Annotated in this window: 23 protein-coding genes; 14 read left to right on the top strand and 9 right to left on the bottom strand. The window is 54.1% G+C overall.

Annotated elements, in window-relative coordinates; translation table 11 throughout:
* Positions 1–169: 169 nt before the first annotated feature.
* Positions 170–586, bottom strand: coding sequence for a hydroxyisourate hydrolase (gene uraH / locus C1N58_RS08700; protein WP_006119009.1), 417 nt, complete (start codon positions 584–586; stop codon positions 170–172).
* Between the two features lie 220 nt (positions 587–806).
* Here uraH and C1N58_RS08705 point away from each other — a divergent pair, with 220 nt between their 5' ends.
* The 4 genes from C1N58_RS08705 to ycgZ all read left to right on the top strand — a co-directional run bounded on the left by C1N58_RS08705 (position 807) and on the right by ycgZ (position 2,599).
* The gene (locus C1N58_RS08705) at positions 807–1,040 is read left to right on the top strand and encodes a YgdI/YgdR family lipoprotein (RefSeq protein ID WP_054633875.1); all 234 of its coding nucleotides are present in this window, start codon (positions 807–809) and stop codon (positions 1,038–1,040) included.
* 31 nt (positions 1,041–1,071) lie between these two features.
* On the top strand, positions 1,072–1,299 hold the full coding sequence (locus C1N58_RS08710; RefSeq protein ID WP_033741210.1) for a YgdI/YgdR family lipoprotein: 228 nt from the start codon (positions 1,072–1,074) through the stop codon (positions 1,297–1,299).
* Positions 1,300–1,862: 563 nt separating this feature from the next.
* A complete protein-coding gene (locus tag C1N58_RS08715) occupies positions 1,863–2,132 on the top strand; it encodes a hypothetical protein (RefSeq protein ID WP_033741209.1) in 270 nt (89 codons plus the stop codon).
* Positions 2,133–2,359: 227 nt separating this feature from the next.
* Positions 2,360–2,599: a regulatory protein YcgZ gene (gene ycgZ, locus C1N58_RS08720; RefSeq protein WP_033741208.1), complete on the top strand. Its 240-nt coding sequence runs from the start codon at positions 2,360–2,362 to the stop codon at positions 2,597–2,599.
* 144 nt (positions 2,600–2,743) lie between these two features.
* Here the strand turns inward: ycgZ and C1N58_RS08725 are convergent, their stop codons facing one another.
* The 5 genes from C1N58_RS08725 to umuD all read right to left on the bottom strand — a co-directional run bounded on the left by C1N58_RS08725 (position 2,744) and on the right by umuD (position 6,533).
* Complete coding sequence (locus C1N58_RS08725; RefSeq protein ID WP_394549512.1) at positions 2,744–2,947, bottom strand: hypothetical protein; 204 nt, start codon at positions 2,945–2,947, stop codon at positions 2,744–2,746.
* A 143-nt stretch (positions 2,948–3,090) separates the two neighbouring features.
* Positions 3,091–3,732 carry a TetR/AcrR family transcriptional regulator gene (locus C1N58_RS08730; protein ID WP_394564801.1) on the bottom strand — a complete coding sequence of 214 codons (642 nt, stop codon included), beginning with the start codon at positions 3,730–3,732 and terminating at the stop codon, positions 3,091–3,093.
* A 140-nt stretch (positions 3,733–3,872) separates the two neighbouring features.
* Positions 3,873–4,718 carry a glyoxalase III HchA gene (gene hchA, locus C1N58_RS08735; protein ID WP_394549514.1) on the bottom strand — a complete coding sequence of 282 codons (846 nt, stop codon included), beginning with the start codon at positions 4,716–4,718 and terminating at the stop codon, positions 3,873–3,875.
* 127 nt (positions 4,719–4,845) lie between these two features.
* Positions 4,846–6,111, bottom strand: coding sequence for a translesion error-prone DNA polymerase V subunit UmuC (umuC, locus tag C1N58_RS08740; protein ID WP_394549515.1), 1,266 nt, complete (start codon positions 6,109–6,111; stop codon positions 4,846–4,848).
* A gap of 2 nt (positions 6,112–6,113) precedes the next feature.
* Complete coding sequence (gene umuD, locus C1N58_RS08745; protein WP_033741198.1) at positions 6,114–6,533, bottom strand: translesion error-prone DNA polymerase V autoproteolytic subunit; 420 nt, start codon at positions 6,531–6,533, stop codon at positions 6,114–6,116.
* A gap of 663 nt (positions 6,534–7,196) precedes the next feature.
* On the opposite strand from umuD, the gene C1N58_RS08750 reads away from it, so the two are divergent.
* The gene (locus C1N58_RS08750; protein WP_394564802.1) at positions 7,197–7,484 is read left to right on the top strand and encodes a helix-turn-helix transcriptional regulator; all 288 of its coding nucleotides are present in this window, start codon (positions 7,197–7,199) and stop codon (positions 7,482–7,484) included.
* Positions 7,485–7,697: 213 nt separating this feature from the next.
* Here the strand turns inward: C1N58_RS08750 and C1N58_RS08755 are convergent, their stop codons facing one another.
* Positions 7,698–8,564: a LysR family transcriptional regulator gene (locus tag C1N58_RS08755; RefSeq protein ID WP_162285647.1), complete on the bottom strand. Its 867-nt coding sequence runs from the start codon at positions 8,562–8,564 to the stop codon at positions 7,698–7,700.
* Between the two features lie 271 nt (positions 8,565–8,835).
* Between C1N58_RS08755 and bla the strand changes: the two genes are divergently transcribed.
* Together bla and C1N58_RS08765 are read left to right on the top strand one after the other, a co-directional pair.
* A complete protein-coding gene (gene bla, locus C1N58_RS08760; RefSeq protein ID WP_205955257.1) occupies positions 8,836–9,717 on the top strand; it encodes a class A beta-lactamase in 882 nt (293 codons plus the stop codon).
* Between the two features lie 228 nt (positions 9,718–9,945).
* Complete coding sequence (locus C1N58_RS08765) at positions 9,946–10,734, top strand: BPL-N domain-containing protein (RefSeq protein WP_394549516.1); 789 nt, start codon at positions 9,946–9,948, stop codon at positions 10,732–10,734.
* 248 nt (positions 10,735–10,982) lie between these two features.
* On the opposite strand, the gene C1N58_RS08770 is transcribed toward C1N58_RS08765, so the two are convergent.
* On the bottom strand, positions 10,983–11,207 hold the full coding sequence (locus C1N58_RS08770) for a hypothetical protein (RefSeq protein WP_394549517.1): 225 nt from the start codon (positions 11,205–11,207) through the stop codon (positions 10,983–10,985).
* Positions 11,208–11,797: 590 nt separating this feature from the next.
* On the opposite strand from C1N58_RS08770, the gene C1N58_RS08775 reads away from it, so the two are divergent.
* Positions 11,798–12,055, top strand: coding sequence for a biofilm development regulator YmgB/AriR family protein (locus C1N58_RS08775; RefSeq protein ID WP_033741464.1), 258 nt, complete (start codon positions 11,798–11,800; stop codon positions 12,053–12,055).
* A 237-nt stretch (positions 12,056–12,292) separates the two neighbouring features.
* A complete protein-coding gene (locus C1N58_RS08780) occupies positions 12,293–13,150 on the top strand; it encodes a manganese catalase family protein (protein WP_039340546.1) in 858 nt (285 codons plus the stop codon).
* 46 nt (positions 13,151–13,196) lie between these two features.
* Here the strand turns inward: C1N58_RS08780 and C1N58_RS08785 are convergent, their stop codons facing one another.
* Entirely contained in the window at positions 13,197–14,165 is a 969-nt protein-coding gene (locus C1N58_RS08785) for an apurinic/apyrimidinic endonuclease family protein (RefSeq protein WP_394564803.1), read from the bottom strand.
* Between the two features lie 326 nt (positions 14,166–14,491).
* On the opposite strand from C1N58_RS08785, the gene C1N58_RS08790 reads away from it, so the two are divergent.
* From C1N58_RS08790 to glgX, 5 genes are all read left to right on the top strand, one after another.
* Complete coding sequence (locus C1N58_RS08790; protein ID WP_072021692.1) at positions 14,492–14,668, top strand: con-10 family general stress protein; 177 nt, start codon at positions 14,492–14,494, stop codon at positions 14,666–14,668.
* Positions 14,669–15,181: 513 nt separating this feature from the next.
* Positions 15,182–17,446, top strand: a complete 2,265-nt coding sequence (gene katE, locus C1N58_RS08795; RefSeq protein ID WP_394564804.1) for a catalase HPII — start codon at positions 15,182–15,184, stop codon at positions 17,444–17,446.
* A 465-nt stretch (positions 17,447–17,911) separates the two neighbouring features.
* Positions 17,912–19,699 (top strand): malto-oligosyltrehalose trehalohydrolase, encoded by a 1,788-nt coding sequence (treZ, locus tag C1N58_RS08800; RefSeq protein WP_058701998.1) that lies wholly within the window; start codon positions 17,912–17,914, stop codon positions 19,697–19,699.
* On the top strand, positions 19,696–22,227 hold the full coding sequence (gene treY, locus C1N58_RS08805) for a malto-oligosyltrehalose synthase (RefSeq protein WP_394564805.1): 2,532 nt from the start codon (positions 19,696–19,698) through the stop codon (positions 22,225–22,227). Before treZ ends, treY begins: the two co-directional genes overlap by 4 nt.
* Before the next feature lie 59 nt (positions 22,228–22,286).
* Entirely contained in the window at positions 22,287–24,359 is a 2,073-nt protein-coding gene (gene glgX / locus C1N58_RS08810; RefSeq protein WP_394564806.1) for a glycogen debranching protein GlgX, read from the top strand.
* Positions 24,360–24,454: the final 95 nt, after the last annotated feature.

Consider the following 24,454-nt stretch of genomic DNA (forward strand, 5'->3'; position numbering starts at 1 on the left):
CCGATGATCGCACCCGTAGCAGCAAAAGTTTTTTTGTCCGGACGTGGCAAGGTGAAGACTGCAAAGCCAGGGTTTGGTCGGGAAAACGCGACATCGCGCGGCGATGACCAGGGCGGAGGGGGCGAAAGAGACCGGCAACAACCGGGTATTCAGGCGTTGCCGGTGAGGATTAATTACCGCGATAGGTAGAATAGCCGTACGGGCTCAGCAGCAATGGAATATGGTAATGCGATTCACTTTTGTCCATGTGAAATATCACCGGAATTTCCGGGAAAAAGGACGCGTGCTGAACCTTCTGATAATAATCTCCCGTTTTAAATACAACTTTATAATCGCCCGTTTCATATTGTTTATCTGTCGGGAATAGTGCACTAATTCTGCCGTTTTTATCGGTTACCCCTGAGGAAAGCTTAACCCACTTGCCCTGTTCTTTATGTTCGAGGTCAACAGAAATACCGGGAGTCGGCGTGCCGGTCTCCAGATTTAATACGTGTACACTCAGCGGATTCTTCATCGCGGTTGTTTCTGCCGCACAAGCAACGGAACCCATTAATAACGCTGCAACTGCACCCATTTGCCATTTCATTCTCGATTCCTTTTTTTCGTTAACCTGTCAACGAGCGTAAAGGGCCGCAGACTAAATACCAAACCGCAGGCGCTAAATGTGAAATTTCTGAGAGGAATAAATACGCTTTAGCTATTCGCGCTTTTTCTGCGCAAGTGCGTTTATTGTTTCGCTCACCGCCCTGCAAAATTCTCAAAAGCGACTATGCTGTTTAATTCAAGGTCCACTTCAAGGAGATGAAATGCATACTAAATCCCTGTCAGCTGCCGTTTTGCTTGCCCTCTCTCTGGCAACGTTAGCCGGTTGTTCTTCCAACCAGTCCATTAAAACGTCAGACGGCCGTACAATAGTGACCGATGGTAAGCCTCACATTGACAGCGATACGGGGCTGGTGTCCTATCGTGACGCCCAGACAGGCAAAACCGAACAAATTAATCGCGATCAGATCAGCAATATGAGTGAACTTGATAACTAACGGACTCAATCACAGAAATAAGGTGGATAATATGAAGAAGACTCTGATTTTACCGCTGGCAGTTTTGATCGGCATGACCGCATTAACAGGTTGTACCCGCACAAGCTACGCTATTCATACCAACGATGGCCGCACTATTATCAGCGACGGTAAGCCGTCTGAATCTGATGCCGGTTTACTGGGTTATACCGATGCCAATGGTGTGAAACAGCAGATTAATAAAGCGGACGTTAAAGCCGTTTCCGAAGTGCCAAAATAACAGCGTTGCCGCCTGATCAGGGCGGCTTTTTTATTTCCTGCCGCCTCTTCATTGCTTCACCCTCTCAATATCTTTTTATCCGGAAATAACAGATCGTCGAAAACAGTGTAATAACGACTTACACGGCATGTTCATGGCTCATATATCCTTTTGTCTTTCTGACACAGGCGCTCGCCTGTTATGGCCTTTTTCATTCCCTCTCACTTTGCTTTGCGACAATACAAACACATTAGCATCTCTTTCTTATGGACATTTTATTTACAGCGTCAGGTTGCGGTCCGGAATGCCGCTGACGGCCAGGTCACCGTGTCAGGGACCTATCGTAATTTCAGGCCAGTTCGCCACTATCTAGTGGTTTAATCACTTCAATTCTGGCGGATAAAACGGGTCTGTATAAATTTTCGCTCGCTTATTAAGGTGTTAGCCTGCGGTATGAAAGTTCACTTTTTTTAATATTTTCTTTGATAGGTATCACCGAATGAAATCACACTATCGCTATTCATTCCTTTTACTAAACTAATCACTGGGTCGACGACATTCTCACTCACTCTCAGGAGGTGCATATGAATTTTCACGATGAGGCTACCGGTCATAAGATTATTGGTGAAGCTGCGGTGAACCTGGCACTACAGAATGAGGAGATCACGGTGGTTTCACTGATTCGCCAGCTCAGCACGATGGCGGACCATGAAAGCGACGATGAGCGCGTGCTCCTGATCGCCGATGCGCGTAAATGGCTGAAAAGCTTTATTAACGTGGCCACGCGCGAGCGGGCCGAACTCAACTGGATGGTAGTAACGGGCCAGGTTCCCGCCAATGTGACCGAGCATTAACGCTGACAGGTTAGTGCGATACCGCGCTTCGCGGGCGCCGGATGCGTCCGCGTTTACTGCGTGCTAACTGTCTGTATTCTCTCTGTGTCCGCTTTCCGCCCTTCTCCTTGTCCCCGCCTGAATCGCGCCGCGCACTTTTTCTGCGAAAATAGCTGTACAAGTTTTATTCTATTGTATAACTTTACGCTACTTTCAACTGACTACTTTTGAACCACCCGAGAACATCTATGCAACGCAATCATCGCTTACCGCAGAGCGCCGACGATATCTCCCGCTATTTTTCTGCGGCGGGTCTCCCTTCACAGCAGGAAATGCTGGGGCAAATCGTGGTAGATATTTTACGCGCCGGTCAGAACGTGAACCGTAAGTCTATCTGCACTAAACTGCTGCGCCGTCTTGAGCTGTCAGCCAGTCAGGAAGAAGAGCGCCTTTGCCGTGAACTGATTGGGTTGCTGTTTGGTCGTTAAGACGGCCAGTGACTGCCGTGACGGGACGGGGCATCGTTGCGAAGCCGTTGCGGCCTTTTCGCTGCTGCTGCTGGCATTATTGTTGCTGCTGTCGTTACTGTGACGTGACGGCCGTACAGGCTTCCTTGCTTCAGCCCGTCGTCATTAATGGAGTTTATGCGCTAGGATACGGATAGCCTCTTCGCAGATCTGTCGGGTCGTTTTACAGCTTGTCTGGAGACTTTGCTGGTGCAACGCACCAATAATTTCCTGCAGTGTGAGCGTTTTACCCGGCTGCAGGATGTCTGACACAACGCGCCCTAAAAGCGCGTGAATCTCTTCACCGATGTTTGCCCTGTCATGTTTCACGCATAATCCTCAAATTTTACTTTTTCTGTAACAGCAAAGTGTTTTAGAGAAGGCACACTGTGCCTGTGTCTGGCAGCCCGTGGGTGACCGGCCACCCTGCATGGATGACATAAGGGAATATTTACTTCCTAAATGAGCAAAGATTAATCCAGGATTTTCAGGGCCAGCGCAATCGTAGCCTGTTCATCGTGTACATCCGCCACCTTGCCGGTAACACGCATACCAAAGGCAATACGCAAAATCAGTCCTGCAGCCGTCTCCACATCCAGGTCGCGCCTGATGGAGCCATCATGCTGCCCTTCCTGCAAGAGTGACATCAGAAAGGCCTTATTGCGGAAGATAACCTGTGTAACCTGTTGTGACAGCTCCGCATCCAGCACCTGTAATTCAATAGCACTGCCTACGACCAGACAGCCGGTCCGCCCTTCCGTTGACCGGGAAGAATCCAGATAAAACTGGAGTAGTTCACTTAACTTTGCGCGGCCGGTCGAAAAGCGGGCCAGGCGTCCGCGCAGATCCTCGTTGCGGAGCGTGATGTAACGCTGAAAAACCAGCAGGAACAACGATCGCTTGTCCTGAAACGCTTTGTAGATACTACCGACAGAAAGCTGCATTGCCTCACTCAAATCGTGAAGCGAGGCGGCATGATATCCTTTTTGCCGGAACACGATCATCGCCTGGTCCAGAGCCTGTTCGATATCAAATTCTCTGGGCCTGCCGCGTTCTTTTTGTTTATTCGCTGTGGATTGTTGGCTGCTCATGACGACCAGTTTGAGAGGCTGCATTTCCGACATTACCCGGAAACGATAGGCAGAACGATTGTATCTCAGGCACCGGGTGCAAGTACACCCGAATCCCACCCCGGCGCATCGTCTGCACAAAGTGCGGTGCAGGCGATGCCGTGGTGGGATAAAAAGCAGGCCGATCAGGCGTTGGCTTTAAGCAGCTCGTCTGCCGCCAGTTTACCGAGCGCGTTCGCCGCAAAGGGACTGTCGCCCGTCAGTACCCGGCGATCTTTATGCACGGTCCCTTTAATATCGCTGTTAACCAGCGTCAGTCCCATGGCCTGAAGTTTCTCCCCAAAGAACCAGGTTAACTGTCCCGGCATGTAGCCGATATCCGGTGTTTGTTTGTCGGTCGCATCGGGGAAGGCGCAAATTTTATAGCCATTAAGCGGATTGTCGCCTTTGTCCAGAGCAAGAAAGGCAGCCGGGCCATGGCACAGCGAAATCAGGTGACGATCGTTGGCCAGCGTCCAGCGGATCACCTCAGCGACGGCTTCACTTTCGGGCAGCCCTATCAGCGCGCCGTGACCGCCCGGAATAAAGACGCCTGCGTACTCTGACCGGGGCGTCAGTGACTGAACGACAGCGTTCAGCGTCAGCGGGGAACGAAACAGCGACAGGCAGTGATTGTAAAAGCCAATGACCACCTCATCCTGCTGGGGCATCGCCCAGTGTTCAAACTTCACCATCTGCCCGGACAACGTCGCCACATCAAACTGGAAACCGGCCTGATACAGGTGATACATCGGAAGCAGCGTTTCAATCGGATGGTTACCGGTGGAAAACAGGGTGTCGTTATCAAGCGGCAGATAGCGCTCGTCGGTGCAGATCACCAGGACCTTTTTATTCCCTGAATACGGCTGGGGATAGTCGGCATCACCGAGATCAGATGTGGGACGGGTGAACTGGTCAAGTGAGTAGGCAGAAGGAAAAAAGGCGTGATGTTCGGCCCGATCTGCCACCGGCGATTTACTGAGTTCTGACATGACAAAGCTCTCCTTAAGGGGATGGATACCTGTTTTAGCCTAGACCACAACGCCAGATTTAAACCGAGCGGCAGCCCAAACGGCCCCCTTATAAGAGCATTCTGTTGCTGTCATCCCTGCCCGCGCCTTACTTCACCACCGGCAGATCGCTGATGCGCGTGGTATAAGCTGGCGACAGCATTTCGCGCTTCATCGCCCAGCGCTTCTCTGTCCCCTGTCCGGCGAACCACATTTTCCCCTTGCCCGCTTTGTGGATCTGATCGATAACCTGCATCAGATCGTTACGGCCCGGGTTGACCGGTCGCTCATCAAACAAATCCAATTGAGTCACACCGTGGTCAAAGAAGTCGCTCAGGACAACGCCCGCTTTGATATAGCGGTGGCCCGCGATCCAGATGTAGTCCAGCATGTCGGTCGCCACCCGGATAATGTCGCGCGTATCGTGCGACGGCGTCAGTAACTGACCAGTGGCCTGATTACCGTAAAAGTTTTCACCAACGGCATGGGGGCTGGTGCGCAGAAACACCCCGATTTGTCGGCAGTACTGTTTTTCTTTCCGCAGTTTTTCGGCGGCACGTTCGGCATAGGTACAGACTGCCTCACGCACCTGTGCATAGTCTGAAAGACGGCTACTGAAAGAACGTGAGCACATGATCTGCTGTTTGGTGGGTTCGAGGGCTTCTAAATCCTGACAGGGTTCACCGCATAATTCTCTGACCGTGCGTTCCAGCACCACGCTGAAATTCTTACGAATCAGGCTGGGACGCTGACGCGCCAGGTCTGCGGCCGAGGTTATCCCCATCTCCTCAAGCCGCTGGCTGAGACGGCGGCCAACGCCCCAGATATCCTTGACCGGCACCTTCGCCAGCAGTTTTTGCTGGCGCACCGGATCGGACAGATCGACCACACCGTTGGTGTAGCCTGCCCATTTTTTGGCCGCAAAATTCGCCAGCTTCGCCAGCGTCTTGGTAGGGGCAATCCCGACACAGACGTTAAGATGAATTTCTTTTTTGATGCGTTTTTTAATCTGGTGCCCCAGGGTATCAAGCGACATGCAGTGGCTGACGCCGGTTAAATCCAGAAAGGCCTCATCAATCGAATAAATTTCTACCGACGGGGCCATTTCCTCCAGTAGCGTCATGACCCGGGTGCTCATATCCGCATACAGCGCATAGTTAGAGCTAAAGACCTGCACGTTATGGCGGGCAATGATTTCTCGCATTTTAAAAAACGGCACGGCCATGGTGACGCCAAGGGCTTTGGCTTCGGCATTACGCGCAATCACACAGCCATCGTTGTTAGAGAGCACAATAATGGGCTTGCCCTTGAGATCCGGTCGAAACACCGTTTCACAGGAGGCATAAAAATTGTTCACATCAACCAGCGCAAACATGATTAATAAACCGACTTGATCACATAGGTCACAACGCCAAACACTTCGAGCGCGTCTTCTGTGCTAATCACAATGGGTTTGAACTGACGGTTCATTGGCATCAGTTGCAGGCAGGGCTGAAGCTGAAGCCGCTTGACGGTAAATTCGCCCTCAATCGCGGCCACCACAATATCGCCATGAGAAGCCACCAGTGCGCTGTCCACCACCAGCATATCGCCGTCGTTAATGCCCGCTCCGGACATCGATTCTCCACTGACGCGCACAAAGTATGTCGAACTGGGATGCTGAACGATGAGCTTGTTCAAATCAATCCGCTGCTCAACGTAGTCCTGCGCCGGAGACGGAAAACCGCACGGCACCCGCTCGACAAACAGCGGTAATTGCAAAGGCGTGCTCACTTTTGCTGGCCTGATAAATTCCATATTCACCTCTCACGCCAAATTACTGTATATAATTACAGTAATCGCGATCCGCCAGTGCGATCAAGCGAAACCGGAGAGGTTTATGTAAACCAGTTGATGTGGATGGATATTTTTTTCTGCCCTTTTCACCGCCTTATGACAGGCCTGTGCAGCCATTAACCGTACCGGTTGTTTTTTCGCCGGCGCATGCAGAATTCTTCTCTTCGCTGAACGGATGTTTAAAAAGCACGGAACGCTGCCCGTTAGCGGCGCGTATTTATTCGCCGCACAACCCGGGCGGAAATAATGCTGACAGCGTTAGCAACATCAATCGGCTAAGCGTACAAGCGGCGCGCAGACGATAACGGAAATAAACAACCGCCTGACCGTGCATAGTGATAAAAATAGCCCTAAGCAAGTCCGAAAAAGGCGTCAAAATAGCAGGCGATAAACGGGGTCTGATTTGCCAGCGCTGTTTCACGCTGTACGCTCGCCCTTTATGACGGGAAAATCACTACAGCCGATCTTTTTTGCAAAAATGAAGACAGGATCGCCGGATACAACGTTCATCTTTTGTGATGTGAACGTGTCTCATTCGGATTAAAAGTGACAATAATCATATAGTTAAAAAAATAAGATAACGTGAAATGATTTATACTGTGATATCCAACACGTTTGCCTATCATGCCTGCATTACCGCCAAACACGGCTATCACCGTGGCATTGAAAAAAGCATTGAGAGGCAAAATAAAGATGGAATTGAAAAGTACACAGGGAAAAAAGGTCTATTTAACCGAGCAGGAACTTTCTTTAAGCTGGCTTTTTATGACCGGTATGACGGTTAACCAGATCGCGTACCAGATGGCTTCACCTGTACACGTCATCTATTATCTTAAGCAAAAAATCATGCAGAAAGTAGGCGTGAGAAATAACAGTGAGTTTATCCTCTGGCTGATTCATCTCAGAAAATAAAAAACGTCGCGCTGTTTTGCCCGCATGGCAGGATAATACGTTGCCTCCGCCCGCGTGATGAATACGCACAATGTCCGCGCAGGCATCATCGGTTAACCCTGCGCCGTCATCATGCCGGGATAACGTCACCGCGCGCCTGACTCGCCCTGCGCTTTCCGCCGGCAACCGTAACCTGAGCGGCGTGTGGGGCGCATGGGCTTGTGACCGATCCGGTCAGCCATTTACCTGCTGCCTTATCCATTCGCGAAATATCTCCATTGATGGCGTCAGCGTTTTTGATCGCAGCCAGGTTAACCAGTAGCCACCGACATCAATCTCAATGTCAAAAGGCCGCACCAGGATGCCCGCCTCCAGCTCCCGCTGAAACATGCAGACCGGCACCAGCGCGACACCGCCCGTCTGAACCGCTGCCTCGACCATCAGCCGCGAGGAGTCGAAAACCGGACCAGTCATTCTGGGGGGCGTGATATTTGCCGCAGTGAACCAGTTACCCCACTCATCCGCGCGATAAGAACGCAGCAGCGTTTCCCGTAACAGATCGCCGGGCTGCTGCAGCCGACGGGCGATATCCGGCCGGCAAAGCGCAGTCAGCGGTGCGGTAAACAGCGGTTCGTTGTGCGTTGCAGGCCAGGCCCCCGTTCCAAAGCGAATGGCATAATCGATGCCTTCGCCCGCCAGATTCACGACGTTATTATGGGTGCGCACGTTCACTTCCAGCGCAGGATGCTGCTGATGAAAGGCATCCAGACGCGGCAGCAGCCAGCCCAGCGCAAAGGTCCCGACACAGGCGAGTGTCATCACTTCGCGGTATTCACCCCCTTCAAACCGGCGCCAGGCTTTTTCAAGCTGGGTGAACGCCTCGGACACCTCGGCAAACAGCAGCCGGGACTCGTCCGTCATCTCCAGTCCACGCGGTAAGCGCCGGAATAACGTCACGCCCAGCCGCTCTTCAAGTAGCCTGACCTGCTGGCTCACGGCCGCCTGCGAGACGAAAAGTGCCATACCTGCGTGAGTAAAATTCAGGTACCGGGCCGAAGCATAAAAGGCCCGGAGTGCATTAAGCGGAACATCATTTTTCATTGTTAACCCCAGAAATTCTTTTGGCTTCTCTCAAATTATCTCGCTTGTCGATAATTTGAAATCCCTTACTCTTTCCCTCGTCACACTTTTGACAGGCGATATGTCCCGCAATAACGCGACCTTCGTGTCATAACGGGGGCATCAGGTGGCAGAAACTGACATAAGTTTCACGAGGGGCGCATTTTACACGTTTCGCTCAGCACGCCCCGCTTCCTGAGGCGGTGAGGTGCCGGGTATGTCTGAATGCAGATACACATTAACGGAGGTTTATATGGCTACGGCTCCCCGGCTGCGCATCTGTGCAGCGGCAACCCTACTGGCGCTGGCGGTCCCTTTTGTCGCCGAGGCCCATTTCAATGACGCATTGTTAGCGCAACCTGTCCGGCAGCTGGAACACGCCGCAGGCGGACGCTTAGGCGTGGCGGCGATCGACACCGGTGATGGTTCTGTTTTTACTTATCGTGGTAACGAACGTTTTCCCCTTTGCAGCACCAGTAAAGTCTTTACGGTGGCGGCCATTCTGAAGAAAGCGGAAACCGCACAAGGCCTGCTGAATGAAAACATCGCGATTCGTCACGCCGACCTGGTGAATTACAACCCCGTGACCGAAAAACAGGTGGGCGGCACGATGACCGTGGCAGAACTCAGTGCGGCGGCCTTGCAATACAGCGACAACGCGGCGATGAATAAACTGCTGACGCGCCTTGGCGGGCCGCATGCCGTGACCGCCTTCGCCCGCAGCATCGGCGATAACACGTTTCGTCTCGATCGAACCGAGCCCACGCTTAATACCGCTATTCCGGGTGATACACGTGATACAACGTCACCGACAGCGATGGCGCAGAGCCTGCAAAAACTGGTTTTAGGCACGGCGCTGGCACCTGCTCAACGCCAGCAGTTAGCCGACTGGATGAAGGGCAATACAACCGGCACCTACAGCATACGTGCGGGTCTGCCTGCTGACTGGGTGGTCGCGGATAAAACCGGCAGCGGTGATTACGGCACCACCAACGACATCGCCGTGATCTGGCCACCGCATCATGCCCCGCTGGTGCTGGTGACCTACTACACGCAGACCGACAAACACGCGGCCTCGCGTAAGGATGTGCTGGCCAGCGCCGCAAAAATTATCGCCTCAGGTTATGAAAACTAAGCGACCGTAACGGCGTTAACACGTGATATGGCCTGTCTGTACGGGCTGTATCACGCCGCTGAAAAGGTTTGTCAGGTCAATAAACCCGTTGACAGGCATCCGTCACTTCCCTAAATTGAGCGCTTGCTCAAGTCACCGATTTACCGCCAGCACGCCTGCCTGAGCACAGGCGACTGGCCGGGATTACGCCGTGCATACCCACGTTATTTAACCGACAGGAAATAACCTATGAGGCTGGCTTATCATGCAATCCTTCGCCCCCGTAACGGAAGACTGACCGCCCTGCTGCTTGCCTTAAGCCTGATGCCCGGCGCAGTGCTGGCTGTCCCGCCGCCGCTGAACATCGCCGTTTATCGCGGCGCGGCAGGATGTGACGGCTGTTCGGAAATGGTGGTGAAATCGCTCCACGGCCTCACCCGGCCGGTTCGCACAACGTACATCGGCGAGCATGAAACGCTCAGGCTGACGGCACAGAACCTGCGTCAGTTTGATCTCTATATTCAGCCTGGCGGCGGTCAGGATATTCCCGCGGCTTATGCCGCACTGGGAGAGGAAGGCGTCCGGGCTATTCGACAGTTTGTTCGCAGCGGCAAGGGGTTCCTGGGCCTTTGCATGGGGGCCTACCTGGCAGACAGTCAGTGGCTGGGGCTGATTAGCTCACCGCTGGAATCGGAAGTGGGCCGTCCAGGCTCGGGCATTGCTGATGAGGGCGATTACACGATTCGCGTTGACTGGCAGCGTCAGCCAACGCGGTTCTATTATCAGGACGGTCCGTACCTTGAGGGCAATCAAGCCCGGGATGGTTTTACCCCTCTGGCCTTTTACCGGAATGGTGACGTCGCTATCGCCCACTATACGTATGGAAAAGGCACGGTTGTGTTAACCGGACCGCATCCGGAAGCCGACGAGAGCTGGATGGGCCAGGCAGACGGCGGTAAAGACGGCGTTGACACCACGCCCCAGGCAAAAATGTCCCGCCTGTTGGCCGGGTTTGATAACACCCACCGCGTGCCTTAAGCCCGCACTGCGTGAGTGTCCGTGGCCGGGCGGCGTGGCCCTGTCGTGACGGTGCCGCTTTTCCTGTACGCGATGTGAGCGGCATCCGGATCGCTGCGTAGCTGTCTGTCGTGAATATAACCGGGAGATCCGGCTGGCGGACAGCTGACGCTCACGTTCCTTAATCCGCCCTGCGCCCGCCAGGTCGCCGTGCCTGACGGCTGGCACGTGAAGGCAATCAGCGTCGCGCATCCCGTCAGGCAGGGAGATTACACGGTGCTGTCGGCCTCCAGCGCATCCTGAATCGCATCCGCCAGATTGGCAATTTCGTTTGCCACGGCCTGCAAATCCCAGGTTGCTTTAGAGCCATTCGCTGACGTCGAGGCGCTGACTGACTCTTTTGCCACTGCCAGCGCCGCCGCAACGGCGACCGTACGTTTGTGTTGTTCCTGCGTCATGCCCGCGGGCGGCAGTGAAAAATAGTCGTTAACCATTATCATGTCCTTGTGATTCAAGAGGCGTAAACCTTAACGCCCTGCGCGTTCATAAGAAAGTAAATTATGACCACGGCTCCCGACAGATTCACACGGCGCTTCCAGGCAACGCGCCCGCCCCGGCCTGTTTGCAGAGTTCACCTGCCAGACGCGGTTCCCCGTCTGAGCTCAGGGGTTATTAACCTGCCATGTCGACGTTGCCGCCAGGAAGGACGCCGCCGCACACAGCACGCGTGACAGTGATCCGTTCCCGCGTCGCCTGTACAATCCGGCCCGCTCAGAAAAGCCATCTTGTACAAGGTTGTACAACTTTCCAAAGAGGCGCCGCACAGAGGAGCATCCTCAATAACCCCTTAAAAATCAACAGAAAATGTTAATATTTTTAGATTTTATGTTGCAATAAGCGCCGAAAAGTCATCCGACCACTTAAAATTTTATACAAAAAATTGTACAAACTTGGTTTTTTTGTATAACTTTACGGCGTGATGTTAAGTCACTTGTAACGAAAGGTGCTTTGCACCGCATCTGAAGGTGAGTGGATTTCCACCTTCAGATGCAAAATTTTTCCTTCTAACGATTTTGAGGCCATGATGCAAACGACAACGAATACTGAGTCTCAGATTTCAGACTATTTCATGAACGCGGGTGCCCATTTCACCAGCGAAAAAGATGTGATTGCCGAAACCTGGTCAGAGCTTGCTGCCTATAAGGCTCACGTTTCTGAAAAAGACATCGTGCTGGGTTTGATCCACAAACTCGAATGTGAAACCGATGTGACCATGCAGGATATCTATCGTCAGGCCCTGGAGATTGTGCTTCAGCGTACGCCGGGCGATGTCCGTTTTTGATAAGTTGTGATGAAACGCTAATTAGCATGGATGCTTTGCCTTCCCTAAAAATTCGCCCCTGATTCAGGGGCTTTTTTTTTATTTTTTTTCAGCTTACCTCGCCTCTCCTTTCGCGGTAAATCAACAGGTTAAACGCAGCGGCGATGAAGAAAACCTACCTCGCTGCGCTTTATTTCTCTGGCATTCATGACCAGGCTTTTGGCTGTTGATCGATTCCTCACTAACCAGGAGATAACCATGTTTCATCACTCATCAAAGCTGCAGTACCCCGTGCGAGTAGAGAAACCCGATCCTGAATTCGCCATGTTACTCCAGCAAGCCATTGGTGGCGTGGAAGGCGAAATACGTGTGGCAATGCAGTACTTCTTCCAGGCCATGGGCGCACGCGGCGATGCGCGAATCAAAGATCTTCTTATCTCTACGGCAACTGAAGAACTGAGCCATATTGAGATGCTGGGCCATGCGGTGGCCCTCAACCTGGAGGGCGCGCCCCTTTCTTATCAGGAAGCCTCGGCAAAAGATCCCGTGGTGAATGCGATTCTCGGCGGAATGAATCCCCGTCATATCCTGTCATCAGGGCTGGCTGCCCTGCCGGTGAATGCGAACGGCATGCCTTTTGACATGAGCCATATTTACGCGTCCGGCAATGTGGCGGCCGATATGCTGGCAAACGTGACGGCTGAAGCCACAGGCCGGGTACTGGCGACGCGCCTGTACAATCTGACTGAGGATAAAGGCATGAAGGATTTCCTGTCTTTCCTGATTGCCCGCGACACGATGCACCAGCAGCAGTGGCTGGCGGTAATCGAAGATTTAGGCGGCCTGGATGCGTCGCTGCCCATCCCGGACAGTTTCCCACAGGAAGGGGAAGCGCAGGAACATGCTTACTACTGCCTGAATACCTCACTGGATAAACCGTTGCCGAAAGGCCGCTGGAGTGAAGGCCCCTCCTTCGACGGTCGCGGTGAGTTTAGCGCGAAAGAGCAGCCGGATATTTTAGGAGAAGAGCCGCTGCTGGGGAATGCCCGCCCCGGTTCCGGTGCTCAGCAGGCACAAATCGAAGGCGGCGTTCCGCCACTGAAAAAGGGATTGTGATGATCTGAAGGGCCACCGGCCCTTCTTTTTTTGCCCGCCGGTCCTGTCAGGCCACCAGCCTGTGACTTTTTGCCTGCGTGTAAAGCGTTTCTCTGGCCAGGTTCTTCATTTTCACTTCGCACATAATGTCGAAATCGCTAAACGACAATGCCCAGTCATTGAGCGTCGCGTTGAAATAATAATCGGAGTGCGCCCGCAGTTTGGTTTTTGGCACCGCCAGTTGCTGCTGATCGGGGAACCCCTTCTCAGGGATAAGGCCCTCCTGCGAAATGGAATAGTGCAATACTGGCCGTACCCCACGCCAGGACTCTGTAATTTGGGCAATACGAACATCATCGGCCTGAATAAACTGATTCTCCTTCACCCAGTGATGATGAATGTCTAACACGACGGGACACAATGCACGGGCCTGAAGCACGTCGTCCAGCGAACAGGATATCTCATCATTTTCTACCGTCAGCATCAGGCGGGCTTCGGGACTGAGACGGTGAAAGGCCTGTTTAAACCCGTCAAAACCCCGTTTGCCATTCATATGGATGTTGATTTTAAAATCCTGAAAGGTTTTGCCGTAGCCCATCAGGCAGGCGCACAGGGCATGGTATTCCACATCTTCCAGCGCGCGGGTTACTACATCAGGATTGTCTGACGCCAGCACGCTGTACTGTCCCGGATGGAATGACAGACGAATGTTATGCTGTCTGGCCAGTTCACCGCAGCGGGCAAAAAGCGGATACAGTTCCGGCAAAAAACGGGCAAACAGGGGTTTTGCTTCTGGCACGGTGTACAGCGGCAGTAAATCGCTGCCAATACGCATCATTCTTAACGCATCAGGCTGTGTCGCTATCGCCTCCAGCGTTAAATACAGATTCTGCAAATTAGTTTGCGCGATCTCATAAAGCAGTGCGCTGCCCTGCGTCTTATCCAGGCTGAGAAAACGTGTCCGGGTGGTGACGCGAAAGGGAAAGAACTGCTTGCCGTCCGCATTTAAGTACTTGCATGCAAAGCCTAATTTCATAGTCACTCCTGAAAGGTATTCAGAAAGTGTAACAGCTAATTTTTAACTCGCCATTTTGGGCAATTTTATCAATAGGTTAATGACCATCTTTCCAGGTAATGCTTCATTAAACCCATTCTGACAGTGGGTGAACGATAAGCGTCACTCATCCCGTCACAGCCGCTCACCCGTAAGAGAATATTACTTACTGATTTTTCGGGAAATAACTTACGAAAGCCGCAAAAAGTCTGCGTGTGCAGAGTGGCATAATTTCCTGTAACAACTAAAATGACAGTGTGACTAGCTAGTCCTTTTTATCTTACGGAACACTGATATGAGGTCTGACTATGACACAACAGAAATACAGAGGTGGAGCCGGAAATTTTGCTAACGATCCTGATCGCGCCAGTGAAGCTGGCAGTGCAGGAGGCAAAGCCAGCGGAGGTAATTTCAGGAACGATCCTGAAAGAGCCAGGGAGGCCGGTCGGAAAGGCGGCAAAACCAGCCGACGCACGTCTAAGTAGTTCTGAGTAAGGCGCCTTAAGGAAGGACGACGCCATGGACTGGCACTTTTCCTCTGTCAGTTCCCCTTTTATCCGCTCTGCACACTATCACCGGCTCTGCTTTGTCTTTTGTCTGACTCAATCACATCGCCCTTTATCTTAATAAGCGCAGCGGTATAACGCTATGCGTAAAATACCGTATCGCCAGCAACGTGCGTTAATCACGAGAGGCGACCTGTTTCAGAAAATACCGCATGAAAAATAAACGTGCGGCGATTACCCCGGCCCTTCCCCGCCTTTACAGAAAACAATCAACCAGATGAAAAACAAAGAAAAATCATCAAAAACTCGCCATTTAATTTCGCTAATAAATTATTTCCGCCTGTGCTTTGCTGAAAATAAAAAAACAGGCATCACACACCGTGCGATATTTAAGCGCACCGGTTAAACAGAATATTTTCAGGCGTAATCGGTGAGGTGTTCTATATTTACAGCCACCTCACGTCGTATAAAAAAAAGCTGGAGCAATGTGTCATGTCGAATGAGAAATCTACTACGCCCCTGAATCACCGTGCCCCAACCACCGGCCCCGAATCCTCACAGCCCGGCCTGGGATCATTAGCCCCCAAAGACGGTTCACATCAGCCTCCTGCCGAACCCACACCACCGGGGAAACAACCAACGGCGCCCGGCAGCCTTAAAGCACCTGAGACGCGTAATGCAAAGCTGGATCAGCTGGAGGTGAACCGCAAAGGCGGCACAGGCAGCGCGCTGACCACCAACCAGGGCACCCGTATTGCAGACGACCAGAACTCATTGCGCGCCGGATCACGCGGTCCGACGCTGCTTGAAGATTTTATTATGCGGGAGAAGATCACCCATTTTGATCATGAACGCATCCCTGAGCGCATCGTCCATGCGCGCGGCTCGGCCGCCCATGGTTACTTCCAGCCTTACTGCTCGCTGAAGGACGTGACCAAAGCCCATTTTCTGAGCGAGCCTGAGCAGATCACGCCGGTCTTTGTGCGCTTCTCAACCGTACAGGGCGGTGCCGGTTCGGCGGATACCGTGCGGGATATTCGTGGCTTTGCCACCAAGTTCTATACCGAGGAAGGCGTTTTTGATTTAGTGGGCAACAATACGCCCGTCTTTTTTATTCAGGATGCGCATAAGTTCCCGGACTTTGTGCATGCGGTGAAACCCGAACCGCACAATGAGATCCCTCAGGGCCAGAGTGCGCACGACACATTCTGGGATTATGTCTCGCTGCAGCCCGAAACCCTGCACAACGTTATGTGGGCGATGTCCGACCGCGGTATCCCACGCAGCTACCGCACGATGGAAGGCTTCGGCATTCATACGTTCCGCCTGATCAACGACGAAGGTAAAGCCACATTTGTGCGTTTCCACTGGAAACCGCTGGCCGGTAAAGCCTCATTGCTGTGGGACGAATCTCAGAAGCTGACAGGCCGCGATCCCGACTTCCACCGTCGCGATCTGTGGGAAGCGATTGAAGCGGGTGATTTCCCTGAGTTTGAGCTTGGCCTGCAGATGATTCCGGAAGAGGATGAGTTTAAGTTTGACTTTGATATTCTGGACGCCACCAAACTGATTCCTGAAGCGCTGGTGCCTGTGGTGCGCGTCGGCAAAATGGTGCTGAACCGCAACCCGGACAACTTCTTCGCCGAAACCGAGCAGGTCGCCTTCCATCCCGGTCACATCGTTCCCGGCCTGGATTTCACCAACGATCCCCTGCTTCAGGGCCGTCTGTTCTCCTACACCGATACGCAAATCAGCCGTCTTGGCGGGCCTAACTTCCATGAAATTCCGATTAACCGCCCGATTTGCCCTTACCACAATTTTCAGCGTCAGGGCATGCACCGGATGGACATTGATACCAATCCGGCCAACTACGAGCCGAACTCGATCAATGACAACTGGCCACGGGAAACCCCACCGGCGGCAAAAGGAGGCGGCTTTGAAAGCTATCAGGAGCGCATTGAAGGACATAAAGTGCGCGAACGCAGCCCTTCATTCGGCGAATACTATTCACAGCCGCGACTGTTCTGGAACAGCCAGACTGCCATCGAACAGCAACATATTATTGGCGCGTATTCGTTTGAACTGAGTAAAGTGGCTCGCCCTTACATTCGTGAGCGCGTGCTCGATCATCTGCTGCGCATTGACGTCACGCTGGCGCAGGGCGTTGCCGCCAATCTGGGGATTGCGCTCAGCGACGACCAGTTGAATACCGCCGCGCCAAAAGAGGTTAACGGCCTGCAAAAAGATGACAGCCTGAGCCTGTACGCGATCCCGGATGGGGATATCAAAGGCCGCCAGGTGGCGCTGTTAGTCAGCGAGGGCGTTAACGCCGATGATGTGCTGCATATCCTGCAACACCTGAAAACGGCCGGCGTGCATACGAAACTGCTGGCGGCGCACATGGGCCAGGTCAGTGCCGACGATGGATCACAGTTACCCATCGATGCCACCTTTAACGGCCTGCCTTCCCTTACGTTCGACGCCGTGATCGTCCCCGATGGCAACATGGATGCGCTGCTGAAAAGCGGTGATGCGCGCTACTTCCTGCTGGAAGCGTACAAGCACCTGAAAGTTATTGGTCTGAGTGGGGAAGCGCGTCGCTTTAAAGCGCAGTTTGACCTGGATGAGAATCAGCAGGAAGACGGCATCGTGGAAGCCGACAATGCTGAAATCGCGCTGATGAATGATTTCACGGCGGCTATGGCCGAACACCGCGTCTGGTCACGTAGCCAAAAGGCGGAAACCATCCCGGCCTGATGGCGCGTCAGCCAGGCTTTCGGGTCTGGCTGACGTTATCGTGACAACGTCACATAAATTCACCTGTTTGACCGCGAAACCGCTGTTTACGGCGGTTTTTTTGTGCATAACGGCACAGGGTTTTATCTGATTTTCCATAAAATTCTGCGAAAACCAGGGCGGGCCCGATGGCGGTACGTATCAGCCTCGCTGAGGAATAAATCGTGTACAAAGGCGGGCACGCGCAGTAAATGCGGCAACGTAGTCTATGATTAGGGCTTAAGCATGGTGTGAAACAGACGCTGCCTGGCGTCTGAAGCGGTATGACACATAACACTTTCTGAATAGTAACGCAGGCAGAGGTGATGAAGGCGTTCCCCTCTCCTGGGTGCCTGATCTCGTTAACAACATTTTCAACCCGTACCCTCGGCTGACCGATAGCGTGAGGGTGCTTATTGCGTACTTTCTGATTAAAGAGGCAACGGAATGGGATCGACAGCATTTTGTAAGAGTTGGGGGGCGGAGTTTCTGGCCGACGGGAGTGTGCGTTTCCGCGTTTGGGCGACCGGCCAGCAGCAGGTCACGCTGCGACTGGGCGGTCAGGATAGTGCCATGACACCCGCCGAAGACGGCTGGTTTGAATATCATGCCAGCGGCATTCAGGCGGGCGCAGCGTACAACTTTGTGCTGAACGATGGCACCGTTATCCCCGATCCCGCCTCACGCGCGCAGCAGGATGATGTCAGTGGACCGTCGCTGGTTATCGATCCGACACACTATCGCTGGCAGAACACCGACTGGCGTGGTCGTCCGTGGCAGGAAAGCGTGGTCTATGAAATGCATATCGGCACGTTCACGGAAGAAGGTACTTTCCAGGCCGCAATTAAAAAACTGCCTTATCTGGCTGAGACCGGCATCACCATGATTGAGGTGTTGCCGGTCTCGCAGTTTGGCGGCCAGCGCGGATGGGGCTACGATGGCGTGCTGCTTTACGCACCGCATGCCGCCTACGGTACGCCCGACGATTTCAAAGCGTTTATTGATGCCGCGCATGGCTATGGCATTGCAGTTGTACTCGATATCGTGCTTAACCACTTTGGTCCGGACGGAAATTATCTGCCGCTGCTGTCACCCGACTTCTTTCACAAAGATCGCATGACGCCGTGGGGCGCGGGTATTGCCTATGATGTTGACGCCGTTCGCCGCTATATCGCGGAAGCGCCCCTTTTCTGGCTGCAGGAGTATTGTCTGGACGGCCTGCGTTTTGATGCCATCGATCAGATTGAGGATATCGCTGACAAACACGTGCTGACGGAGATTGCTGAGCGGATCCGGGCGGACATTCCTGACCGCCAGATTCACCTCACCACCGAAGATTGCCGTAACGTCATTTTCCTGCACCCCAGGACGGAAAACGGCGGCGTGCCGCTGTTTACGGCGGAGTGGAATGACGACTTCCATAATGCCGTGCATGTCTTCGCCACCGGTGAAACGCACGCTTACTACAAAGACTTTGCCGATCAGCCTGAAAAACGCGTGGCGCGCGCGCTGGCCGAGGGCTTTGTCTATCAGGGTGAGGTGTCCGTTCAGTCCGGTGAGAAACGCGGTGTAGACAGCACGGGACAGCCGCCTGTGGCCTTTGTTGATTTTATTCAGAACCACGACCAGGTGGGCAACCGTGCGCAGGGCGAAAGGCTGATTTCGCTGGCCGGCGCTGAACGCACACAGGTGCTACTGGCGACATTACTGTTATCACCGCATATCCCGCTGCTGTTTATGGGGGAAGAGTATGGCGAAACCCACCCTTTCCTGTTCTTTACCGATTTTCATGGTGATCTGGCTAAAGCCGTGCGTGAAGGCCGGGCAAAAGAGTTTGAAGGCCATGCCGGTCATGAGGGCGAAAGCGTGCCCGATCCAAACGACGAAGCGACGTTTGTGCGTTCAAAGCTGGACTGGCGCAAGCTGGAAAGTGAGGAAGGCCAACGCTGGCTGACGCTGACCCGGTCACTGCTGGCAATCCGACAGCAGTCCATTGTCCCGCTGCTGGCCACCGCAGGCGGTCACAGCGGTCAGGTGCTGGCGACCGCCGAGGGCTTTGTTGCCGTGAGCTGGACCTTTCCTGCGGGGACACTGTCCATGGCGCTGAACATAGGTGAGCAGGCCCAGCCGCTGCCTGAAATGCCCGGTGAAACCCTCTTTGCCTGGCCGAAAGCGGCCGATCGGTTGCCCCAACATTCCATCGTGGTTCGTCTGGCTGCGGGAGACAGCAAATGAGTATTCCAACCGCTACCTACCGTATTCAGTTTCGTAACGGTATGACGTTTGATCGTGCTGCGGCGCTGGTGCCCTATCTGAAAGACCTGGGCATCAGCCATCTTTATGCCTCGCCCATTTTTACCGCTACAAAGGGATCCACCCACGGCTACGATGTCACCGACGTCAACGCGATCGATCCGGCCATTGGCGGTCGTGCGGGCTTTGATCGTCTGGTCAGCGCCCTGAAAGCCGCCGGACTGGGGTTGATTATTGATATCGTACCCAACCACATGGCGGCCTCGCTGGAAAATGGCTGGTGGCGCGACGTCCTTGAGCATGGTCAGGACAGCCGCTATGCACGTTACTTTGATATTGACTGGTCACGGCGCTTAACGCTGCCGTTCCTGGGCGACGATATCGATACCGTGCTGGAAAATGGCGAGATCAGCGTGAAACGCGAGCCCGATACAGGCAAGCCCGCGCTGGCCTATTTCGAAAGCTATTATCCGCTGACCCCGGCAAGCTGGGAGGGCCGAGAAGCAGCAGTGCTCCAGCTCAGCGGCAAAGGCGACCTGGCGGCACTGCATGAGCAGCAGCCCTGGCGGCTGATGTCGTGGCGCAATGCTGCACACGACCTCTCCTATCGTCGCTTTTTCGAGGTCACCGGTTTAGTGGGCGTGCGGGTGGAAGATCCGGCGGTGTTCGAAGATGCGCACCGGCTTATTCTGAGCCTCGTACACAGCGGTGCGGTTGACGGACTGCGCGTTGACCACGTTGACGGGCTGGCCGATCCCAAAGGCTATCTGGAGCAGCTCCGCCAGGCCGCCGGGCCAGATTGTTATCTCACCGTTGAGAAAATCCTGGGCGCCGGAGAACACCTTCCGGCCGACTGGCCCATCTCGGGCACCACGGGCTATGAATTTATTAGCGCGTTGTCTCATGTGCTGGTGGATAATAAAACGCTTGGGTCACTGCGTCAGGCCTGGGAAGACGTCAGCGGCGCTGACGTGCAGATGGAAGAGGAACTGCGTAAAACGAAATGCCTGATGGCAGACCGTAACTTTGCCGGCGAGTTTTCACGTCTGCTGCAGCTGGCCACGGCTATTGCCGAAGATGAAAACGTCGCCGTGCGCCCGGACGATCTGCGCAACGCGCTGCGTGAGCTGCTGGTGGCGTTTCCGGTTTATCGTACCTATGGCAATACGCAGGGCCTGACCGCCGATGACCAGCAACGGTTACAGGCGGTCGCCGCAGACGTCAAGGCATCAGCTCATGCACCGGACAGCCACGCGCTGGATTTCCTGCTGCGCATTATGCAGGGTGATGTGGCGCATGCGGTGACCGGGCAGGCAGACAGCTTCCGTACACGTTTCCAGCAACTGACCGGCCCGCTGATGGCGAAATCCATCGAAGACACGCTGTTTTATCGTCAAAACATGGCGCTGGCGTTGAATGAAGTGGGCGCAGAACCGCTGCAGGCGCAGTTTTCACCGGCGCAGTTTCATGAGGAAATGCAGGACCGCCTTGCGCGCCAGCCCGATGCTCTTTCCGCCAGTTCAACCCATGATACCAAGCGTGGCGAAGATGCCCGTGCCCGTCTCTATACCCTGACAGAAGCACCGCAGCAGTGGGCAGCCTGCGTCGCGCGCTGGCGTGAGCTGAATCGCCCGGCGGTCCGCTCGCTTGCGGAGGGTCCGGCACCCGAAGCCACCGTGGAATGGCTACTCTTTCAGGCACTGGCGGGCGTCTGGTCGCCGACGTTGCAACCGGATGATCGGGCCGGACTGGCCGCCCTGGCCGAGCGCTTTGCCGGCTACGTTGAAAAAGCCCTGCGTGAAGCCAAGCTGCGTACCGACTGGACGGAAAACAATACGGATTACGAACAGGCGGTACTGGATTACGCTCATCATCTGCTCTCCCCTGATAATCAGGCTTTTCTGCAGGATTTTGTCGCCGCATTACAGCCGTTTATTCAGGCCGGGCTGATAAACAGTCTGAGCCAGCGAATTATCAAACTTACCGCACCCGGCGTGCCGGATATTTATCAGGGAAGTGAAGCGCTGGACTTCAGCCTGGTCGATCCGGACAACCGGCGTGAGCCCGATTACGCGGCGCTGGACAAGATGCTGCATGCTGGCATCACCGCGCTGCCCGATACGCCTGAGGGCTGGCTCAGTGGTCACGTGAACCAGTATGCCACGCAGGCCTTGCTGAACGCCCGGCAGTCGCACCCCGCGCTCTTTGCCCGGGGCGCGTACCTGCCGCTGACGGCACAGGGCGCCCATGAGGACGCGCTGCTGGCGTTTGCCCGCACGCAGGGTGACGAGGCGATTATTGTGATTACGCCGCGATTGATTTTTAACACGCTACAGACGCTGACGTCCCCGCCTGCCGGACGCTGGGATGACACCGCGATCCCGCTGCCTGAGGCGCTGGCGCATCGACGCTACCGCGATCTGCTGAGCGGCGAGGAAATCACCCTGACCGACCATATTGCGCTGGACAGGTTAAATAACTTTTGGGCACTGGCACTGTTAGCTTGCTAGAAACAGGCTGGTACAAGGACTAAAACGCCGTTACTGGGTTCGTTAATTGAGAGGGACAGATGTCAAATCATCGTTTTGAAATTACGTCGGGATCGGCCCATCAGCTTGGGGCAAATTATGATGGGCAAGGCGTCAACTTTGCGCTGTTTTCTGCGCATGCAGAACGCGTAGAGCTGTGTCTTTATGATCCCAGCGGCAAGCAGGAGATTGCCCGTCTGGAGCTGCCAGAGTTTACGCATGAGATCTGGCACGGTTACGTGCCGGGTTTACAGCCAGGTGCGCTTTATGGCTACCGGGTGTATGGCCCTTACGACCCGGAAAATGGTCACCGCTTCAACCCTAACAAATTACTCGTCGATCCGTATGCGCGCGAACTGGCCGGAGATATCGCCTGGAATGAGGCGCACTTCGCATATGATTTGTATCACGACGATAAAGATTTGACGTTTGACGATCGCGACAGTGCGCCTTTTACGCCGAAATGTCGCGTCATCGATCCGAACGAATTTGACTGGCAGGATCAGAGCCGGCCGCAGATTCCCTGGTCAGAAACCATCGTTTATGAAACCCATGTGAAAGGCTTCACCCAACTGAACATGGCGTTACCCCCGGAGATGCGCGGCACCTACGATGGCATGAGCCATCAGTCGACGGTGGGCTATATCAAAAGTCTGGGCATTACGTCAGTCGAGTTGCTGCCGGTGCACTGGTTTCCCGACGATCAACACCTGCTGGATAAAGGGCTGAAAAACTTCTGGGGCTATAACTCACTGAACTTTTTTGCCCCGGCCACACGTTATTTCGGCCCGCGTGGGATTCAGGGATTCCGCGATATGGTGCGCGCCTTCCATGATGCCGGTATCGAAGTGATTCTGGACGTGGTTTATAACCACACGGCCGAGGGCAATGAGCTCGGTCCAACCCTGTCGTTTAAAGGCATCGATAACTTCTCCTACTACCGTACGTTACCGGACCAGCATCGTTACTACATTAACGACACCGGAACCGGTAACACGGTCAACACCTCGCATCCACGTGTGTTGCAGATGGTCACGGACTCCTTGCGCTACTGGGCAGAATCCATGCATATCGACGGCTTCCGCTTCGATCTGGGTACAATTCTGGGACGTGAACCGGAAGGCTTCGATCCACGCGGCGGCTTCTTCGACGCCATTACTCAGGATCCGCTGCTTTCCCGATTAAAACTGATCGGGGAACCGTGGGACATTGGTCCGGGTGGTTATCAGGTCGGTGGTTTCCCGCCGGGCTGGGCGGAATGGAACGATCAGTATCGCGATACGGTGCGTGATTACTGGAAAGGCAATAATGTCTCTACCGACTTTGCGGCGCGGTTGCTTGGCTCCGGCGATCTGTATGACCAGCGCGGTCGCCGCCCCTGGGCCAGCGTCAATTTTATCACGGCGCATGATGGCTTCACGCTGAACGACCTGGTGTCGTACAACGAGAAGCATAATGCCGACAATGGTGAAGACAATAACGACGGGCATAACGATAACCGTTCGTACAATTATGGCGTTGAGGGGCCGACGGATGACGAAGGCATCAATGCCGTCCGTGAGCGTCAGAAGCGTAACTTCCTGGCCACCCTGTTTTTCTCGCACGGTACGCCCATGCTGCTGGCAGGCGATGAGTTTGGCCGTAGCCAGATGGGCAACAATAACGGCTATTGTCAGGACAGTGAAATTTCCTGGGTTCACTGGGACAATCTGCCCCCTTCCGCCGAAGCGTTACGCGAATTTACCCGTCACATTATCGCCTTACGTAAAACCCAGCCGTTATTGCGGCGCGAAAGCTGGCGCGATGGCATGGAAATTAAATGGTTCAATGCGGGCGGCGGTCTGCAACAGGCTGAACAGTGGGATGAAGGCTCAACCCTTGGCGTTTATATCGGTCGGCCCGACCTGCAGAATCAGGAAGGAATCTGGTATGACGTGCTGATGTTAATTAATCCTTTCGAGGGTAATGTGCCCTTCCGTATTCCGCAGTTCGGTGACGGCGGCTGGGTGCTGGAACTGACCACCAGCGATGTGGATAAACGCGGTCTGGTGATTACCAAGGAAAAGGACTTCGAACTGGAAGGCCGCAGTATGGCGCTGTTCAGAAGGCCGTAGGCCGGCGTTAGCGCAACGCGTACCGCGATTGCTCAGGTTAAACTCTGCGCATCCGGACGCGCTGCGCTTGACCTGAGCCTGGTGGCTGCCAGGCT

The sequence above is a fragment of the Pantoea sp. SGAir0180 genome (assembly GCF_043546245.1).

Bases quoted from the DNA above. Each gene is read 5' to 3' on its own strand.
- uraH (WP_006119009.1), bottom strand. From the start codon at position 586: ATGAAATGGCAAATGGGTGCAGTTGCAGCGTTATTAATGGGTTCCGTT.
- C1N58_RS08705 (WP_054633875.1), top strand. From the start codon at position 807: ATGCATACTAAATCCCTGTCAGCTGCCGTTTTGCTTGCCCTCTCTCTG.
- C1N58_RS08710 (WP_033741210.1), top strand. From the start codon at position 1,072: ATGAAGAAGACTCTGATTTTACCGCTGGCAGTTTTGATCGGCATGACC.
- C1N58_RS08715 (WP_033741209.1), top strand. From the start codon at position 1,863: ATGAATTTTCACGATGAGGCTACCGGTCATAAGATTATTGGTGAAGCT.
- ycgZ (WP_033741208.1), top strand. From the start codon at position 2,360: ATGCAACGCAATCATCGCTTACCGCAGAGCGCCGACGATATCTCCCGC.
- C1N58_RS08730 (WP_394564801.1), bottom strand. From the start codon at position 3,732: ATGCAGCCTCTCAAACTGGTCGTCATGAGCAGCCAACAATCCACAGCG.
- hchA (WP_394549514.1), bottom strand. From the start codon at position 4,718: ATGTCAGAACTCAGTAAATCGCCGGTGGCAGATCGGGCCGAACATCAC.
- umuC (WP_394549515.1), bottom strand. From the start codon at position 6,111: ATGTTTGCGCTGGTTGATGTGAACAATTTTTATGCCTCCTGTGAAACG.
- umuD (WP_033741198.1), bottom strand. From the start codon at position 6,533: ATGGAATTTATCAGGCCAGCAAAAGTGAGCACGCCTTTGCAATTACCG.
- C1N58_RS08750 (WP_394564802.1), top strand. From the start codon at position 7,197: ATGCCTGCATTACCGCCAAACACGGCTATCACCGTGGCATTGAAAAAA.
- C1N58_RS08755 (WP_162285647.1), bottom strand. From the start codon at position 8,564: ATGAAAAATGATGTTCCGCTTAATGCACTCCGGGCCTTTTATGCTTCG.
- bla (WP_205955257.1), top strand. From the start codon at position 8,836: ATGGCTACGGCTCCCCGGCTGCGCATCTGTGCAGCGGCAACCCTACTG.
- C1N58_RS08765 (WP_394549516.1), top strand. From the start codon at position 9,946: ATGAGGCTGGCTTATCATGCAATCCTTCGCCCCCGTAACGGAAGACTG.
- C1N58_RS08770 (WP_394549517.1), bottom strand. From the start codon at position 11,207: ATGGTTAACGACTATTTTTCACTGCCGCCCGCGGGCATGACGCAGGAA.
- C1N58_RS08775 (WP_033741464.1), top strand. From the start codon at position 11,798: ATGCAAACGACAACGAATACTGAGTCTCAGATTTCAGACTATTTCATG.
- C1N58_RS08780 (WP_039340546.1), top strand. From the start codon at position 12,293: ATGTTTCATCACTCATCAAAGCTGCAGTACCCCGTGCGAGTAGAGAAA.
- C1N58_RS08785 (WP_394564803.1), bottom strand. From the start codon at position 14,165: ATGAAATTAGGCTTTGCATGCAAGTACTTAAATGCGGACGGCAAGCAG.
- C1N58_RS08790 (WP_072021692.1), top strand. From the start codon at position 14,492: ATGACACAACAGAAATACAGAGGTGGAGCCGGAAATTTTGCTAACGAT.
- katE (WP_394564804.1), top strand. From the start codon at position 15,182: ATGTCGAATGAGAAATCTACTACGCCCCTGAATCACCGTGCCCCAACC.
- treZ (WP_058701998.1), top strand. From the start codon at position 17,912: ATGGGATCGACAGCATTTTGTAAGAGTTGGGGGGCGGAGTTTCTGGCC.
- treY (WP_394564805.1), top strand. From the start codon at position 19,696: ATGAGTATTCCAACCGCTACCTACCGTATTCAGTTTCGTAACGGTATG.
- glgX (WP_394564806.1), top strand. From the start codon at position 22,287: ATGTCAAATCATCGTTTTGAAATTACGTCGGGATCGGCCCATCAGCTT.